Below are 17253 nucleotides of genomic sequence, written 5' to 3' on the forward strand. Positions count from 1 at the left end.
CGACCCCCGCCCATCACGTGGTGAGCGCAACGCCTCCTGGTCTGCCCAGTCACCTGTCTGGCACGGGAGTCGAGGAGAGCACCATCTGGATGGGCCTCGCCGGACTCGGCACAGCGCTCATCGGCGGAGTGCTAGTCATGGTCGCCAAGCGCCGCAGGACCGCCACCAGGTAGCAGCCCCAGACCGTGCCAGGGCGACAAAGCCCTGGCACGGTTTTCACCTTCTCGAAGCGGCGAGCACCGCGATCAAGGCTCGGCGTCGCCTCGCTCGCTCTGGATGTAGCAAGGCAAGATCGTCGTCGTATCCTAGGCGGACTGCCTCACCACGAGCTCCGTAGGCATGATCGTGGTGCGCGGTCGGTCCACATTGCCAGCAAGCACATCAATCAAAATGTCAGCCATCGTGCGGCCCATGTCTACCGATGGCTGACGCACGGTGGTCAGTGGCACCTCGCAGGCGTCCGCCGCTGGGCTGTCGTCGTATCCGACCACTGCCACGTCGCCCGGGATCGCGTAGCCACGGTCCGTCAGGACTGGCATGGCACCGGTGGTCATCAGGTCCGAGGCGATGAACACCCCGTCAATGCTGGGGTCACGATCGAGAATCTCGCGCATCGCACGCTGGGCTCCGAGCACGGTGTAATCGCCGTCGACACGGGGCCCCGGCTCAAGCCCATTGGCGTCAAGCACTCCGCGCCACCCCTGAATACGGTCGAGAGCGCTCTGCATCGAATCTGGCCCAGTGATAGTGGCAATGCGCCGACATCCTCGCTCTACCAGACGCTGGGTGGCAGTCGCAGCGCCGGCCACATTGTCGACATCGACCACGTACGCGTCGACGCCGGTCACCGCAGGGCGCCCACCAAAGACGATAGGCAGGATTCCACTGATCTGTTCGAGCGAGTGGTCACTGGTGTGATGAGACACAACGGCTACCCCGTCAACGGCCCCGCCGGCGAGGTACCGCATCATTTTGGCGCTGGGATCAGGGCTGGCGACCATGAGGTTCAGGACGTAATCACTCTGGTCGAGTCTGCTGTGGATGCCAGCCACGATCGAGGCGAAGTACACGTCACCAAAGAAACGCGTCACGTCCTCCGGTGCGACCAGTGCAATGGCGTGCGACTGCTGGCTCGCGAGCGAGCGTGCGGCGCGATTGGGAACGTAGCCAAGCTCCGCAATGGCGGTTCGCACGGCATCGGCGCTGGAGGGGTGAACCTTGGGAGAACCGTTGACCACACGAGAAACCGTGGCGCGAGAGACACCAGCACGTTCGGCCACCATCTCGAGCGTGGGTGCGGCGGTGCGAATTCCATTCACTGAGACATCCCAACCACCCCTCGCGGGGTGCCCGCACAAGCATTGCGGGCACCACCACGATGAGGACTCAAGCAGTTGGACGACTTCACTGTCGACTCCAATCGGGATTCGTCGCGAGCGTTAGCCCTTGACGGCCCCCGCCATAATCCCGGACACGAGCTGACGACCGGCGAAGATGAACAGAAGGAGCAGAGGAATCGTCGCGAGCATGACGCCAGCAAGCACCAGCGAGTAGTCCACGAAGAAGTTCGCCTGGAGCAGCGACAGCGCCAGCGGCAACGTCGGGTTGGACTGATCAAGGATGATCAGCGGCCACATGAAGTTGTTCCATGCCGTCACGAACGTGAAGAGGAACAGCATCGCGGCTGCCGGGCGTGCGGCGGGAACGCCCACGTGCCAGAAGGTGCGAAGCATGTTGCATCCATCGACGCGGGCGGCCTCGATCAACTCCGTAGGGAGGGACTGCTGCAAATACTGCGTCATCCAAAACACACCGAACGCGGTGACAAGCGCCGGCACGATGACTGCACCGAGCGAACCCGTCCAACCAAATTCGTTCATCAGGATGTACAGCGGCACCACACCGAGCTGCACGGGGACAACCATGGTTGCAATCACTGACGTGAGGAGAACCTTGTTGCCCTTGAAGTTCAGCTTTGCGAAGGCGAATCCTGCAATGGTGGAAAGAATGACTGTGGAGAGGCCGACTGTCGTCGAGACGATGATCGAGTTGCCCAGAGCCTTCCAGAAGTTCACCGCCGGGTTGCTGATGACTGAGGCAGCATTCGACAAGAAGTTCCCTGCGGGTATCCACGACAAGTTCTGATCGGTCACCGTAGAGGCGTCGCCAGATCCAATGAGGAATGTGTAGTACAGCGGGAACAGAGAGGCAATCAGGACTACCCCAAGCGCGGCATACACGAACCACGTGGGCCTGCTGAGCGAAATAACGCTAGTTCGGCGGAGCGCCATTAGATGCCTCCTGTCTTATCGGTCTTGATGAATCTTCGGGTGATCCAGAGATTGATCAGACTGAAGATTACGATGATGAGGAAGAGGAGCCACGCGATCGCAGACGCCCTACCAAAGTTGAGTTGGCCCCAGCCGGTGTTGTACATGTACATCGTGATGGTCAACCACTGCTGGTCAGCACCACCACTACCGGTGTTGTCGAACATGCGGGGCTCGTCGAAGATCTGCAGGCCACCGATGGTCGCCGTGATAATCACAAAGATCATGGTGGGGCGAATCTGCGGAATCGTCACGGAGATGAATCTCCGCAATCGGCCAGCACCATCGATCGCTGCTGCCTCGTAGAGGTCACGCGGAATTGCCTGCATGGCGGCCAACAAGATCAAGGCGTTGTAACCAGTCCACCGGAAGTTCACCATGGTGGCGATAGCAAAGTGGCTGGGAAGCACCTCTTTATGCCAGCCGATCGGGTCGATGCCGATCATTCCGAGCCACTGGTTGAAGACACCGCTCTCGTCTGCAAACAGCTTCGAGAAGATGATGCCGACGGCGACGGGCATAACGACGTAGGGGACCAGGACGCCCATACGCCAGAAGGTGCGCGCGCGGAGGTGATGGTCGAGCATCGCCGCGATGAACGTGGACATGAGGAGCTGCGGGATGGATGACAGCAGGAAGATTGAGAAGGTGTTGCGGAGCGCAAGCCAGAACTTGCGGTCGTGCAACACAAAGTCGAAATTGCCGAACCCGATGAATTCACCGGAGTTGCGGATCGTGTCCCAGTCCATCATCGAGATGACAGCCGTGTAGATGATGGGGAAGATGCCGAAGAGGGCAAACACGATGAAGAACGGAGCTATATAGAGATAGGGGGACGCCTTGAGGTCCCACCTGCCGAGGCGCTGACGCCAAAGGTCACGCGACGTCTCGGTTTTGGTGTCCAAGTCAGTGGTAGACATGAGCTTCTTTCAGGTCAAGGACGGTTTCAAGGGGAGAGTCAGGGCCGCCCCCTGGAGGGGAGGCGACCCTGACTGGTGAAACGGAATTAACCGATGTTGTTAATGTCCGTGACTGCCTTGTCCCATGATGCATCGGGAGCGTCCGTACCATCGTCAACGCGGGTCAGCGCGTCAGTAATGGCGGTGTTGACCTGGAAGTAGTACGTGCCCTTATACGGCGACGGGAGAACTGCCTGAGCGCGGTCTGCGAAGATCGTGCCGGTGGCTGCGTCGTTGAAGAACGCGTTGGAGGCCGAAGCCACCAGCGGGTCCTCGTATGCGGCAGGCTGGCTGGGGTACGTACCAGCGTTAGCGAATGCCTTGGCCTGCTGCTCGGGAGCGGTCAGCCAGTCAGCGAGCTTCTTAGCCTCGTCGACGTTTGCGCCGTTCGCAGGCACGGTGAGCCATGAGCCACCCCAGTTACCGCCACCGTTGGGGTAGACGTTTGCGATGTTCCAGTCGGTTGCGTCAGCAGCCGAACCGGAGATCACACCGAGCATCCACGGCGGGCACAGCATGACGGCGAATGCGTCGTTCTGCATGCCGGCGAACCAGTCTTCGCTCCACTGACCGAGGTGAGTGGACTGGTCCTTCGACGCAACAGTGAGCTGGTCGTATGCAGCCTTAACCTCGGGGTTGTCGAGAGCAATGATGTCGCCAGAGTCGGCGTCTTCGTATGCGGGGTCGATCTGGTTGATCATGCCCTGCCAGATGCCGCCCGTGGAGTCGAAGAATGCCTTGCCCGTGGCGTCGAAGTACTTCTGGCCGACGTCGAAGAAGTTCGCCCAGTCGCCATCGAGAAGGTCAGCGACACCGTCGGGGTCGGAAGCCAGGCCGGCCTCCTCGAACAGCGAGGAGCGGTAGCAGACAGCCTGCGGACCAACGTCGGTTCCGGCACCGATGAGGCGACCGTCCTGGTCGGTAGCGTCGGCAACCTTGGAGTCGAGCCAGCGGCCGTCAAGCGACGGGTCCGTCAGGTCTGCAAGGAGGTCCGAGTACTGCATGACCTCGGGCATCCAGTCGACTTCAACCATCTCGACGTCTGCGAGGCCACCCGGGCCGAGCTTGGCGAAGAAGTTGGTGCGTGCGTCACCGGACTCGGCCTTGCGGTCGTACGTGATGGTGACGTTCGGGTTGGCATCCATGTACTCCTGGATGAGGTCGTACTCGTAGTTGGCGTCAGGCTGCTCAATCGAGTTATAACCAGGGGTGTTGAACGTGGCGAGCGTGAGCGTAACGGGCTCAGCGTTCGCATCGGGCGAGGTGGACTCCATGGCGCCACCGGTCGCGGACGTGCTGGGCTCAGGGTCGTCGCTGCTGGAGCAGCCTGCGACCGTGAGAGCGAGAATTGCTACGCCGGCCGAGAGGCCAAGTGCAGTCTTACGACGTGAGAAGGTCACGTTCACTCCTTTGTGAGTAAGGGTTGATGTCCAGACTCGAGGAGAGCGCTCTCATTGTGCGTGAGAGCGCTCCCACGAATCGAGTTCACGGTATGCCTGCCCCGCAAGGGGTGTCAATCGAAAAAGGCCCATTCGTATCGTTTCGTCACCGAATCGTTACGAATGAGAGTCGAAACGTTACGGTCGCGTCCGATCTGTGCCGTTTTGGGCCATTATCGTGAGCACTACGCTTCAGGAAAGTTGCATCGTCGTCACACACAATGCATCATCCAAGCCTTTGGACTCCCATTACTCTGCTGTCACATCCCCGTGGGTCATGGTGATGGTCACGTCAATGAGATGAGCCCAGCGGGGCGCTCTAGATCTCGCCCTTGCGCGCCCCCGCCCACAGGTCAATCCCGGCGTCGGTCGCGTACTCGTCAATCTCAGCGAGTTCCGCGGATGTGAATTCGAGATTGTCGAGTGCACCCACGTTCTGCTCGAGCTGCTTGACGGAGCTTGCCCCGATCACCAAGGACGTCACTCGCTCGTCCCGCAATGCCCAAGCGAGTGCAAGCTGCGCAAGTGTCTGGCCGCGCTTCTCCGCGATCGCATTGAGCGATCGCAGGCGCTCGATCATGTCGTCGTTGATCCAGTCCTTGTCCAGCGATGACCCCTCGGCCGCCCGCGAGTCCGCGGGAATCCCGTCGAGGTAGCGCGGGGTCAGCATCCCCTGGGCGAGCGGCGAAAATCCGATGACACCAGCACCGACCTCGTCAGTCGCGTCGAGCAGTCCCTCAGTTTCGATCCAGCGGTTCAGCATCGAGTACGAGGGCTGGTGGATGAGCAGAGGCGTCCCGAACTCGCGCAGAATCTCAGCCATCTGGCGCGTGTGATCCGCGTCGTAGGAGGAGATACCCACGTAGAGGGCCTTGCCCGCGCGCACGGCTGCGTCGAGTGCGCCGGCGGTCTCCTCGAGTGGGGTCGCCGCGTCAAAGCGGTGGCTATAGAAGATGTCGACGTAGTCGAGACCCATGCGAGTCAGCGACTGGTCCAGGCTCGCGGTGACGTACTTGCGCCCTCCCCCGCCCTGTCCGTACGGCCCCGGCCACATGTCCCAGCCCGCCTTGGTAGAGATCACCAGCTCGTCGCGGTACGGCTTGAAGTCGGTGGCCATCATGCGGCCAAAGTTCTCCTCGGCAGAGCCATACGGCGGTCCGTAGTTGTTGGCCAAGTCGAAGTGAGTGATGCCAAGGTCGAAGGCTCGCGTCAAGATCTCGCGTTGCGTCTCGTAGGGACGGTCTCCTCCAAAGTTGTGCCAAAGTCCAAGCGACAGTAGCGGCAGGTCCAGCCCCGAGCGGCCCGTGCGGCGGTAGGTCATGGGGCCGTCGTAGCGGTTCTCGTGTGCAAGGTAGGTCATCAGTGAGCCTCTCGTGGTGAATAGGGTCCGGTGGTGCCAACGTCTTGCTACCTCAAACTATGCCCAACGGCGGCCGCGCCAGTCGCCGGGCAGCATCGTCTAGGCTGGTTTTGTTCGTGACAGTCAGATTGGGGAGCAAGGTGGAGACGACCGATGTTCCGTGGGCGGCACTAGTACCAATCCTCGTGATTCTGCTGGCCTTTGTGGTGTTCTGCTGGGTCGACATCTCCCGTCACGCCGTTAAGCACTTGCCCAAGTGGGCATGGGCGATCATCGTCGCGATCTCGATACCACTCGGGGGTATCGTCTACCTGATCGTCGGGCGCGATTCCAACCGCCAATGATCACTACTCGGGGGCTATCCAAGAGTTACGGCTCCGCGCTCGTGCTCGATGGGGTTGACCTCGCAGTCCCCCAAGGCTCCGTCTACGGCCTCGCCGGCCCCAACGGCGCGGGCAAGACCACGCTCATCAACATCGTTGCGGGGCTCCGGGCCGCCACCTCCGGCGACGTCGACGTCCAGACCTCAAGCGACCAGATCGCGGTCCTGTCGGACACCCCTCGATTCGAGCCGTGGCTCACCGGTCGCGAAGTCGTGACGCTCGCTCTCTCGCTCGCCACAGGTGCAACGAATTACGACAGAGTCGACGAGGTCCTCGGCCAGACGGGACTCTCCGATGCGGCATCGCGGAGGTGCGCCGGATACTCACGCGGCATGCTTCAGCGGCTCGGCATTGCCTCCACCTTGGTCGCAGGCCCAAGCCTGATCCTGCTAGACGAACCCGCATCAGCGCTCGACCCCCAGGGACGCCGCGAAATCCTCAACCTCATCGCCGATCTGCGCGGTCAGGCCACCGTGCTGTTTTCTAGCCACATTCTGGGCGACGTGCAGGAGGTCTGCGACACGGTAGGCATCCTGCACCACGGGTCGCTGCTGTTCCAGGGGCCGCTCGACGAATTGCTCGTTGGCAACGCTGTTCCCCGCTATCTGGTCAAGGTCAGCGGCGGCGCAGCGGCGATTGCCCGCGAACTCGACCGCGAGGACTGGGTACGCACGGCATCGGCGGAGGGGGACGGCCGCGTCACCCTCGAGGTCACCACGACGGCCGATGCTCAGCAACACCTTCCTGCGGCGCTCGCCAAAGCGAGTGCGATTGTCGTGTCGCTCGGCCCCGAAGAAATGAGTCTCGAGCGCGCGTTCCTGGAGCTCACCTCATGACGCTCTGGCGGCTCGAGGTGCTGCGCCTCACGCGCACTCACCGATGGATCGCGCTCACCGCCGTCTACTTAGTGTTTGGCCTGCTAGGCCCCGTCACCGCTCGCTACCTGCCGCAGATTCTGTCCGCCGCAGGTGGCGACCTGGACGGCGCGGTGATCCAACTTCCCGACCCACTTCCGTCGGACGGCATGGCGCAGTACGTCTCCAACGCGTCACAACTCGGCACGCTGGTGGTGGTGATCCTCGCGGCGAGCGCGTTGTGCTTTGACGCGATCTCCGAGATGGGGGTGTTCCTGCGCACCCGCGTTCAGCCCACATGGCGGATTCTGGTCCCGCGCATCGCCGTCATGGCGACGGCCGCCTCGCTCGCGTACGTGGTGGGAGCGCTGGCCGCCTGGTACGAGACATGGGCGCTGCTCGGCGGGCTACCGTTCGCCAGGACTCTGACTGGGATCGGGCTCGGCGTGGTCTATCTGGTGTTCGCCGTCGCGCTCGTGGCAGCGGTGGCTCAGCGGCTCCGCTCGGTGCTAAGCACGGTCATTGCCTCGCTCGTGATCCTGATCGCGATGCCCGTGATTGGCCTGATCCCAGATGTATCGCGATGGCTGCCAAGCACGCTGTCCTCGGCGTTGGCCGAGCTCGCCAGCCCCCATGGCGCCGGCAACTACTGGCCAGCGCTAGGAACCACGGTGGTGCTGACCGCTGCCCTCCTGTGGCTCGCGTTCCGCTGGGCCGACCGCCGCGAGCTCTAGCGAACGCGCTTGGCGACCGTGGCCTGCGCAATCACCCGAGTGCCCTGGTAGACCACCAGCGACTGCCCCGCCGCCACGCCGCGCATCGGCTCGATGAGGCTGACGATCATGCGGTCGCGGCCCTCGTCGTCCACCACCCGCTGCACCGTCGCGGGCACAGCATCGCCGTGGGCGCGCACCTGCGCGGTGCACTCGGTGGACTCCGTCGCGGGCACGTCGGGGGCGAGCCAGACCACGTCCTCGCCGGTGAGTTCGTAGACGCTTAGCAGCGTCTCGGGCCCGACCACGATCGTGTTGGTGGTCGTGTTGACGTCGGTGACGTAGCGCGGCTTGCCATCTGCAGCGGGGCGGCCAATGCCGAGCCCCTTGCGCTGACCCACTGTGTAAGCATAGGCGCCCGTGTGCTCGCCCACCTTGGCACCCGTCTCGTCAACGATCTCGCCGTCCTCCTGACCGAGCGCGCGCTCGAGGAAACCCTTGGTGTCGCCGTCGGCCACAAAGCAGATGTCGTAGGAGTCGGGCTTGTTGGAGACCCCGAGTCCCCGTGCCGCAGCCTCGGCACGTACTTCCGACTTGGTCGCAATCTCGCCCAGCGGGAACATCGCCTTCGCCAGCTTCTGCGGCCCCATCACGGCCAGAACGTAGGACTGGTCCTTGGCCATGTCCGCGGCACGGTGCAACTCGCGAATCCCGTCCTCGCGGATGTCGATCCGTGCGTAGTGCCCGGTCGCAACCGCATCGAAACCCAGAGCGGAGGCGCGCTCCAGCAACGTGTCGAACTTGATGTGCTCGTTGCATCGCACACAAGGGTTGGGAGTGCGACCCTGCGAGTACTCACTCAGGAAGTCCTTAACCACCAAGTCGTGGAACTCGCCGCTCAGGTCCCACACGTAATACGGGATGCCCAGGATGTCCGCGGCGCGGCGCGCGTCGTTGCTGTCCTCGATCGAGCAGCACCCGCGCGAGCCCGAGCGGTACTCGTCCCGGTTGCGCGACAGCGCCATGTGCACGCCCACCACGTCGTGCCCGGCGTCGACAGCGCGCGCAGCGGCGACTGCAGAATCGACTCCGCCAGAAAGTGCGGCCAAAACGCGCAAGGGAACCTCCAGATTGATGAACCCATCAAGTGTAAGCGAGGGGTGCAAACTGGCGGCCGATGCGGTGGTCACCTCAAGCATCCACCGCATCCCCGGCGCATCGTGCGAGAAGAGTGCGATGCCGCACGGACCACCAGTGACGCGGGCTAGGCGACTAGGCGCTCGCGCAAGGCGACCAGCGTCTGCTCGTCACCACCATTGGCGAGGTACCAGCCGAGTGTGCCGCCTTCGTGTTCGTCCCACGCGTCGAGCACCGATTCGATGGCAGACGCCGGCGCGTCGAGGATCTCGCGAGGCACTGCCGCCAGCGGGGATCCGCCGGCAGCCGTCAGCGCCTCGGGAAGCCCGCGCACGATGCGGGCGATCACGCCCATCATGTTCGCCGCAGTCGCTGTGTAATCGGCGACCACCACGTCGCGGTCGTAGCCGAGCAGGCGCAGGATGAGGGCCGACGAAACTCCCGTCCGGTCCTTGCCGGCCGAGCAGTGATAGAGCACCGGACTCTCGTCACGCGCGACCTCGGCCACCACACGGGTGAGCCCGCGCGCGGGCACCCCCTGGATCATGGTCGCGTAGAGCGCACCCAGCGATGAGAGCGACGCCTGCGCGGCTTCGCCCGCGAGATTGGCATCGGCAAAAATGTCGAGGTCAACGATGCGGGACGTGGCCGCGAGCGAGTTGGGCCGCCCCTTCTCGTCCGCACCGCGCAAGTCCAGAACCGTCGCGGGAGGCCACGGCGACAGCCCGGCAGGCGGCTCATCACCTTCCTGCGGGGCGTCCGATCGGAACGCGACACCGTGACGCAAACCCGGCGCAGCATCGGCGAGGTCGCGAGCATTCGCAAGGTGAGGTGCAGCTTCTGGAAGTCCGTTCACGGCATCGGTCGCTTTCGTTCGGTGAGATGGGCGGATGGGGCTACGCGGGGTCGAGCACTTCAACTATGCCCGACGGGGCGTCAAGCAGATCAACAGTGCGCCGCGCGGCCTCGTCAATGTGTACGACCTTGTCACCCTTGGGCGCCTTGTCGTACCAGGTACCCGGCCCATAGAACAGTCCGTAACGTGCCACCACGCCGCCGATGCCGAGGGTCGCCTCCTCCAGGTGGTCTACCGCGCGCTGGGCGAGGCCGGGCAAGCGGAACGCGACACTCTGCGCCACGAAGTGCGGGACATTGGCGGCTTGGGCTGCCGCCACCAAGTGGTCGGTGCCGGTGCGACGCACGCGGTTCAAGCCGGGCACCTTGAGTGCGAGCATCGCGTGCGAGTCGGGCAAGTCGGTCACCTGGTGCACGACGACGTCTGGAGAGGCTGAGGCAACGGCAGCATTGAGGGCAGCCGCGTCAAACACGTCGCAGGTGGCCGCCGTGGCCCCCGCCGCCGCGATCTGTGCGACCTTTGAGGCCGATCGCGTCATGCCGACCACGTCGTGGCCGGCGGCGACCAGCAGCGGCAGTACGCGCATGCCGATGACGCCCGTGGCCCCAGCGACGAATACTTTCAACGGCCTAACCGAAGACCTCGGTGTGGAAGTTCCCGGCCACCTTGCGTGCCCTCGCCACCGCATCGGGCAGCACCTCGATAAGTGCGTCGATGTCGGCCTGAGTAGACGTGTGGCCCAGGGAGAAGCGCATGGTCGAGGCCGCCTCATTCTGGGTGCGTCCCATCGCCATCAGCACGTGCGACGGCTGGGCGATACCCGCCGTACAGGCGGAACCGTTTGAAGCCTCGACGCCGTGCGAATCCAGCACGAACATCATGGCCTCAGCCGCGCAGCCAGGGAAGACGAAGTGGACATTGCCCGGAAGACGCTGAGATCCAGGCTCAGGGCCGGACAGGACGGCGTCGGGAATGGCCTCGCGGATGCGCGCGATCATGTCTCGTTGCAGCGCACCGAGGCGTGCAGACTCTGAGTCGAGTTCGGCGACGGCCGTCTCCGCGGCGATCGACGCGGCGTGGAACCCCGCGGCGTTGAGAGTTCCGGAGCGAACCTTGCGCTCTTGTCCCCCGCCGTGCGTCAGTGGCGTGATGGTCAGCTCTCTGCGCGCCACGAGGACGCCCACGCCCACGGGGCCTCCGAGCTTGTGGGCACTGACCGCCATGCTCGCGAGCCCAGAGGCACGGAAGTCCACCGGCACGTGACCCAGAGCCTGGACGGCGTCGGAATGCACGGGGATGGAATGCTCGGTCGCGATGTTTACGATCTCTTGGATGGGCTGGATCGCACCCATCTCGTTGTTAGCCCACATCACCGAGATCAGGGCGATCTCGTCGAAGTGCGCGGCTACCTCGGCTCTGAGTGCGGCGAGGTCGACGATGCCGTCACGACCCACGGGCAGGATGACGGCCGTCGCACCGTGCTCGTTCTCGAGCCAGGTCGCCGGATCAATGCCCGCGTGGTGCTCGATAGCGGTCGTCACGATGCGCGTGCGACGAGGATCCGCCGTGTGGCGAGCCCAGAACAGGCCTTTGATGGCAATGTTGTCCGCCTCGGTGCCGCCCGATGTCCAAATAATTTCCGTGGGGTGCGCGCCTAGTGCCCGGGCCATCCGCTCACGGGCGTCTTCCACCACGGAGCGCGCGAGCCGGCCTGACTTGTGCAACGCAGACGGGTTCCCCACCCGCGCCAACTCCTCGAAGTACGCCATGCGCGCCGGCTCCACCATGGGAGTCGTCGCAGCGTGGTCGAGGTAATGAGTGGTCATCTTCACGATTTTAGGGCAGGTCGTCGGACCACACTACCCGGCGCCCACCTTGCTTGACGCTGGGCGGGCAGGTGGACGCCGGATGGCAGTCAGTCAACGGCGCAGGCCGCACCGTTGAGCTCAACGTTGGACAACTCGCCGATGCCGGCGGTCTGAGATCCGAGGAACCCAAAGGTGATGCGCTGCCCGGGCTTGATGGTGGAGTTCCAGGACAGGTTGCTCACCGTCACGTCCGCACCGCTCTGGTTCACCTGTCCCGACCACAGTTGCGTGATCTTCTCGCCGCTGCCGAAGCTCCAGGCCAAATCCCAACCGTTGATGGGCTCATCGGACAGGTTGGTGATCCAGACCTGGCTGATAAAGCCACCGGGCCATCGACCGTGCACGGTGTAGTCCACTTCACAGGTGGGAACGGGTTCCTCGCTCGCGAGATTGAGCCCCACCACCACGGGGTCGTGATCAGACGTTCGGAACTCGTGGGGCGCGTACAGGTTGGCCACCTGGGCAAGCGTTTTGAAGTCCGTGTTGTAGTCCAGCGCGGACGACTCGTCGGAGTTCACGTGATACTCGGCTGCCTGAGTGATCTGGTCGACAATGCTCGCGGATGCGAACGTGTAGTCGAGGGTTCCCCATTGGCCATCAAAGACGTAGGAGTAGTCGCCGGCACCTAGGTCGGTGAGACTAGCGTCGCGGAGCACCTGGATGGGGTCCTCCATGGCGTAGGAATTGAGGTCTCCCACGAGTAGGACGTCGGGGTCGTCAATTCCCGTGGGATCTGAGGCAATCCAGTCGACCACCGCGTTGGCGGCCTCGGTGCGGGTCGCGTTCCAGCATCCTGCCCCGTCGCCCTGATCGGCGTCCGCGCCCGAATCCGGGCAACTGCCCTTGGACTTCCAGTGGTTGGCGACCACGGTGAACGATTCGCCGTCACTGAGTTGCTCGAAGGACTGGGCGAGCGACGGTCGGTTGCGGCTGTCATCAAACCGTGGATCCACCGAAGAGTCGAGGACTGAGAAATCTCCCACCGGTGCGACGGAGCGGGTGTCGTAGATCATTCCCACCCGAATGGTGTCGGTACCGATCACGCCGGTATCCACGTAGGAATAGGCATCCTCGCCGATGGAGTCGTTCAGGGCCGAGGTCAGATCCGCGAGGGGCTCCACCCCCGTGGTGTTCTCTAGCTCCATGAGGCCCATGACATCCGCGTCAATCTGGCCCAAGGCCGAGACGAGTTTGGCGCGCTGGCGGTCGAGTTCTTCGGTGGTGTTGGCGCCGCGGCAACCCTGCTGGTGTCCGTCGGGCCCGCACTGGCTTCCGCTAGCGTCGAGAGTCAGGAAGTAGTTGAGCACGTTGAAGCTGGAGAACGTCAACGATCCGCCAACCTCGGGTGCAGCGGCAGGGCGGGGGTTAGCGGACTCAAAAACCGGAACGACGCCGCCCGGCACCAGCCCGGTGTCGCTCAGGTCACCTATGGGGCGGATGCGGTACGCGTTCCCCGATGCCGAGTTGCCAGCCCATGAATACGTCATCACTCCGGTCAGGCCGTCTATGGTGTCGCCTCCGCGCAGTGGGTTGGTCGCGCTTAACGGGGCGCCACCGCCGCCGAAGACGATGGGGTCCGGGTTCTGAGCCTGCGAGGCATCGTCAATCTTGATGCGGTTCACATCGTTGGCAGCCTGGATCGCATTCGCGGCTGCGCCCGGATCAGCCACGGCAGTGGGCTGATCCAGCTTGCCGTCGCCGGACAAGGTCAGTTCTCCAAAGCGACCGAGCAGGTACATCTCCGTGACATAGAGCGTCTGCGGAACGGTGACCAGCATGCCTTCGTAGGCCTCAACGGACTCGGCCGAGGCGAACGGCAGTGACACCGTCCCCGGCGTCACCACCTGATCCGATGCCTCGACAGTAACCTCAGTGACGGAGGAGAGCTGAGTCTGCCCCTGGAACTCCCCCACGGTGCCCGTGACGCTCACCTGATCCCCCAGGCTGACCTGGTCCGCGCCGTTGTTGAAGACAAAGATGCCTTCCGACGTCGCTGGATCACCGTCGGCGTCCGCGTCCTGCTCCTGCACGTAGAAGCCGCGCAGCGCTGGCTGCGGGCCCTCGAAGTCACCCACCACGATGCCGTCGATGGTCACGAGTTGGTCGAGCATGGGCGAGGTCTCGCCCACTCCCTGGATCGCGCTGATCAGGGCCGGTGTCGCGGTTTCCCCACCGCCGTCACCATCACCGTCACCATCGCCATCACCATCGCCGGGATCCGTGCCATCACAGGTCGCAGCGTGAGCGCCCAGCCCATCAAACGAATCGGACGCGAAACCCTGCCACTCAGCGGCCGGGTCGAACGCGTCGGCGCCGTCCGCGTCGCCCGCACACACGTCCTCGTTGCGCCGTAGCGTGTTGTCAGCGGTACTGGTGAGTCCCTCTCCCCATTGCGAGCCGGGGTCAAAGCCAATCTGGCCGATCACGTCGAGAGTGTCGGCGCCGTGGATGAGTGCGAGTGCGTCGTCGCCATTGAAGAGTCCGGACCCGGTGGTCTGGTCCGCCTCCGCAAGGATTGCGGGGTTGGACGAACTGTGGGCGAAGACAAACACGTCTCCGGCGGCAATGGTGCCGCTCAGTGCAAAGGTGGAGCCAGCATCCGCCGACCCATTCGAATATTGCGCGATGGAGTAGTCCGCCAGATCGACGTCAGCGCCGGTGCCGTTGAAGATCTCTAGCGCCTTGTTATTTGAGCTTCCCTCGACGTACTCGGAGAAGAACACGTCTGCCGCTTGGGACTGAGGTGAGGTCTCCGCGCCCGAGGGTACGGCCGATGCGACGGTCACCCCCAGCGCGAATAGAACGGTCGTGGCGATGGTGCGTCGTTGCATTCCTGGCTCTCCCTTTTGTCCGGTATGTGCCACGTTAACCGGAGGCACCGACTTCCGCAGGTTGGGACCAGTTTCGAGAGACAAATACCTGGTAAACATCCAGTGAATACTTGGCGTGGACGCAAAAACGGACCCGCCAAGGCGGGTCCGCTCTGCACGCGAAGCGAATGGGCTAGGCGTCGACCTTTGGGTTGAAGTCGAGCGGCGACCCAAAGGGCACCGCATCGTTCTTGAGCGATTCGTTGAATGCCTGGACCTTAGGCATGAACACCTTGTAGAGCACCCAGGAGTGGATCTGATCGTAGTTGTACGGCGTACTCTCCCCCGGATCGACGGTGAGGTTGTACACGTGTGGTGTGGCGAGTTGAAGGATGGGAGCGGTTCCGTCCTCGACCTTGTGCGTCAGCACCTTGAAGTTGCGGTAGCGCATGCCCACCTGAAGTTGACCAAAGAACATGGGGAAGTCGTTGCGATTCGACTCCTCCTGCTCGCGCCTGAGGAACTTCGACTGATCCACCCCGTCCAGGACTCGATCGGTGGGGACCAGGTCGCTCATGTCCATGAGGTTCATCAGGGTGGGGAACCAGTCCACCACGTGCATCATCTCGTCGGAGGTGCCGCTGGGGATCTGATTGGGCCAGTTCACCAGGCATACCGTGCGATTGTTGCCCTCGTAGGTGGAGAAATAGCCGCCGCGGAAGTTGCCCTCGGATCCACGGTTGTCGGGGCCATGGAACGTCGTATCGCGACCGTTGTCGCCCGCGAACACCACGATCGTGTCCTCACGGATTCCTAGTTCATCAAGCTTGTCGAGCAGACGCTGAAAGTCGCCGTCGAGCATCTGCAGGCAGTCGGCGAGCGGACCGCCGTCCGATGAGTCTTCGTACTCCTCACGGGCAAGCGTGGGAAAGTGAATGTTCGAGTGATTGAAGTACAGGAAGAACGGCTCGTCGGCCTCAACTGAGTCCGTCATCCAGTCCTCTGCCTTGCTAAGGAAATCGAGGTCGATGTTGCGACGCACATCGCGGTCGAGCACCTTGACCCTCTCCAGGTGACCCTGACCCGTCGATTCGAGCACGTACGACGGCTCCACGTCATCCGACTGGAACCACTTGTCGTCGGGCCACATGCACTCGTCCCACGTGCCACCGATGCCGTACCAGTAGTCAAAACCGTGATCGGTGGGGTAGCGCCCCTCTTCGTCGCCGCAGTGCCACTTGCCGAGGATCGCATTGCGGTATCCCTGGTCCTTCAGCACGTCGGCCATCGTGACCTCCCACGCGACGAGGCCTGCGCCCGGCATCACCGTGGTGCAGCCGGTCCGCACCGAGTGGCGTCCGGTCATGAGCGCCGAACGCGTAGGCGTGCACTGCGCCTCGACGTTGTAGTTGGTGAGCTTCAGGCCCGCGTCGGCGAAGGCGTCGGTGTGCGGCGTTCGTGCGCCGAGGGGAAATGCACCTCCGTAGCACCCAAAGTCACCCGTGCTGATGTTGTCGACGTGGAAGTACAGGACATTGGGCTTGCGGGTCATGTTTTCTCCTAGGAGTAGCGGCATTTCGCCTGGTTCGATGCTACAAAGGAACCAGGAGTAGCGCGACTGCAAGCGTTGCCACGACATGGGAGTCGCGAATCTGATGGCCGAAATCTTCAACGCCGTACTCATGGTGTTCATCGTCGCCACGATGTTGTCCGCAGGACTGTCGACCACCCTCGGTCAGATCCGCGCCGTCTTTTCGCGCTGGGGCCTGGTCATTGCCGTGCTCCTCACCGGTTTTGTGGTTCGCCCCCTCGTTGGTTGGGGCGTCGCAGAGATCTTCTCGCTAGCTGTCCCTGCTTTCATCGCCATGGCCCTGCTGTGGGCGTGCCCAGGCGCGCCATTCGGCACCAAGCTTGTCGTGGCATCCAAGGGTGACGTGCAGACGGGCGCCGTTCTCCAGGTCGTCATGGCGTCGCTGGGTTCCATCACCTTTGCGCCCACCGCCAACGCCATCATCGGCGCTGCAGACCTGGGCGCCGACGTCTCGCTTCCCGTGGGGGAACTCATCAAGACCGTGGCGGTCCTGCAACTGGTGCCCTTCGCACTCGGGCTTTTCATCCGCCACTGGACTCCCAAGCGTGCCAAGAAGTGGAACGTGCCCATCGGCAAGACTGCTGGGATCACGTTCTACGCAGTGCTCGCTGGAGCGCTGCTCGGCAGCTGGGAGACCCTCTCGGACCTCATCGGCTCTCGCGTCATCCTCGCGGCCATCGTCGCCTCCGCCCTCATGATCGCCGCCGGCTGGTTCATCTCCTCCGGGGGCCGTCAACAGCGCAAGGCGACCGCACTCATTCAGCCGTGCACCAACTCGGGCCCGGCGTTCGCGGCTGTCGCGCTCGCGTTCGACAACGATCCGGAGATCTTGGGAGCCATCACGGGCATCCTCTTGTTCCAGATCGTCGTGGGACTGGTGGTTGCCGCCCGAGCGTCACGGAAAGATGCGCCCGCTGAGGAGCCCGTCACCGCGTGAGAGATGCCGTGACGAC

General features: G+C 63.4%; 16 protein-coding genes. 5 read left to right on the forward strand and 11 right to left on the reverse strand.

Translation table 11 applies throughout. The features are described from left to right. The first annotated feature begins 20 nt into the window (after nucleotides 1-20). The gene (locus tag AOP73_RS12255; protein ID WP_369345521.1) at nucleotides 21-173 is read left to right on the forward strand and encodes an LPXTG cell wall anchor domain-containing protein; all 153 of its coding nucleotides are present in this window, start codon (nucleotides 21-23) and stop codon (nucleotides 171-173) included. 132 nt (nucleotides 174-305) lie between these two features. Here the strand turns inward: AOP73_RS12255 and AOP73_RS00205 are convergent, their stop codons facing one another. The 5 genes from AOP73_RS00205 to mgrA form a co-directional block, all read right to left on the reverse strand. Then, on the reverse strand, nucleotides 306-1283 hold the full coding sequence (locus AOP73_RS00205) for a LacI family DNA-binding transcriptional regulator (RefSeq protein WP_061964686.1): 978 nt from the start codon (nucleotides 1281-1283) through the stop codon (nucleotides 306-308). 156 nt (nucleotides 1284-1439) lie between these two features. Beyond that, nucleotides 1440-2291, reverse strand: a complete 852-nt coding sequence (locus AOP73_RS00210; RefSeq protein WP_061962664.1) for a carbohydrate ABC transporter permease — start codon at nucleotides 2289-2291, stop codon at nucleotides 1440-1442. Continuing rightward, nucleotides 2291-3250 (reverse strand): carbohydrate ABC transporter permease, encoded by a 960-nt coding sequence (locus tag AOP73_RS00215; RefSeq protein ID WP_061962665.1) that lies wholly within the window; start codon nucleotides 3248-3250, stop codon nucleotides 2291-2293. The genes AOP73_RS00210 and AOP73_RS00215 overlap by 1 nt, the downstream gene beginning before the upstream one ends. Nucleotides 3251-3336: 86 nt before the next feature. Further along, on the reverse strand, nucleotides 3337-4689 hold the full coding sequence (locus AOP73_RS00220) for an ABC transporter substrate-binding protein (RefSeq protein ID WP_236683465.1): 1353 nt from the start codon (nucleotides 4687-4689) through the stop codon (nucleotides 3337-3339). 358 nt (nucleotides 4690-5047) lie between these two features. Next, entirely contained in the window at nucleotides 5048-6088 is a 1041-nt protein-coding gene (gene mgrA / locus AOP73_RS00225) for an L-glyceraldehyde 3-phosphate reductase (protein ID WP_061962667.1), read from the reverse strand. 116 nt (nucleotides 6089-6204) lie between these two features. Between mgrA and AOP73_RS00230 the strand changes: the two genes are divergently transcribed. Genes AOP73_RS00230 through AOP73_RS00240 form a run of 3 tightly spaced genes read left to right on the forward strand, consistent with a single transcriptional unit; the run spans nucleotide 6205 to nucleotide 8059 of the window. Further along, nucleotides 6205-6432 carry a PLDc N-terminal domain-containing protein gene (locus AOP73_RS00230; RefSeq protein ID WP_201774478.1) on the forward strand — a complete coding sequence of 76 codons (228 nt, stop codon included), beginning with the start codon at nucleotides 6205-6207 and terminating at the stop codon, nucleotides 6430-6432. After that, nucleotides 6429-7307, forward strand: coding sequence for an ABC transporter ATP-binding protein (locus AOP73_RS00235; RefSeq protein WP_061962669.1), 879 nt, complete (start codon nucleotides 6429-6431; stop codon nucleotides 7305-7307). The genes AOP73_RS00230 and AOP73_RS00235 overlap by 4 nt, the downstream gene beginning before the upstream one ends. Next, complete coding sequence (locus tag AOP73_RS00240; RefSeq protein WP_061962670.1) at nucleotides 7304-8059, forward strand: hypothetical protein; 756 nt, start codon at nucleotides 7304-7306, stop codon at nucleotides 8057-8059. The genes AOP73_RS00235 and AOP73_RS00240 overlap by 4 nt, the downstream gene beginning before the upstream one ends. Here AOP73_RS00240 and mnmA read toward each other — a convergent pair. The 6 genes from mnmA to AOP73_RS00270 form a co-directional block, all read right to left on the reverse strand. Beyond that, nucleotides 8056-9156 (reverse strand): tRNA 2-thiouridine(34) synthase MnmA, encoded by a 1101-nt coding sequence (mnmA, locus tag AOP73_RS00245; protein ID WP_061964688.1) that lies wholly within the window; start codon nucleotides 9154-9156, stop codon nucleotides 8056-8058. The genes AOP73_RS00240 and mnmA overlap by 4 nt on opposite strands. Nucleotides 9157-9302: 146 nt before the next feature. Then, on the reverse strand, nucleotides 9303-10031 hold the full coding sequence (locus AOP73_RS00250; RefSeq protein WP_061962671.1) for a tyrosine-protein phosphatase: 729 nt from the start codon (nucleotides 10029-10031) through the stop codon (nucleotides 9303-9305). A 40-nt stretch (nucleotides 10032-10071) separates the two neighbouring features. Then, nucleotides 10072-10656: an NAD(P)H-binding protein gene (locus tag AOP73_RS00255; RefSeq protein ID WP_061962672.1), complete on the reverse strand. Its 585-nt coding sequence runs from the start codon at nucleotides 10654-10656 to the stop codon at nucleotides 10072-10074. Between the two features lie 4 nt (nucleotides 10657-10660). Next, complete coding sequence (locus AOP73_RS00260; protein WP_061962673.1) at nucleotides 10661-11857, reverse strand: cysteine desulfurase family protein; 1197 nt, start codon at nucleotides 11855-11857, stop codon at nucleotides 10661-10663. Between the two features lie 89 nt (nucleotides 11858-11946). Further along, entirely contained in the window at nucleotides 11947-14730 is a 2784-nt protein-coding gene (locus AOP73_RS00265; RefSeq protein WP_084626443.1) for an ExeM/NucH family extracellular endonuclease, read from the reverse strand. 172 nt (nucleotides 14731-14902) lie between these two features. Then, nucleotides 14903-16261, reverse strand: coding sequence for a sulfatase-like hydrolase/transferase (locus AOP73_RS00270; RefSeq protein ID WP_061962674.1), 1359 nt, complete (start codon nucleotides 16259-16261; stop codon nucleotides 14903-14905). Between the two features lie 85 nt (nucleotides 16262-16346). On the opposite strand from AOP73_RS00270, the gene AOP73_RS00275 reads away from it, so the two are divergent. Then, a complete protein-coding gene (locus tag AOP73_RS00275; RefSeq protein ID WP_061962675.1) occupies nucleotides 16347-17237 on the forward strand; it encodes a bile acid:sodium symporter family protein in 891 nt (296 codons plus the stop codon). Nucleotides 17238-17253: the final 16 nt, after the last annotated feature.

This window comes from Demequina aurantiaca, from assembly GCF_000975135.1.
Classification (GTDB): Bacteria; Actinomycetota; Actinomycetes; order Actinomycetales; family Demequinaceae; genus Demequina; species Demequina aurantiaca.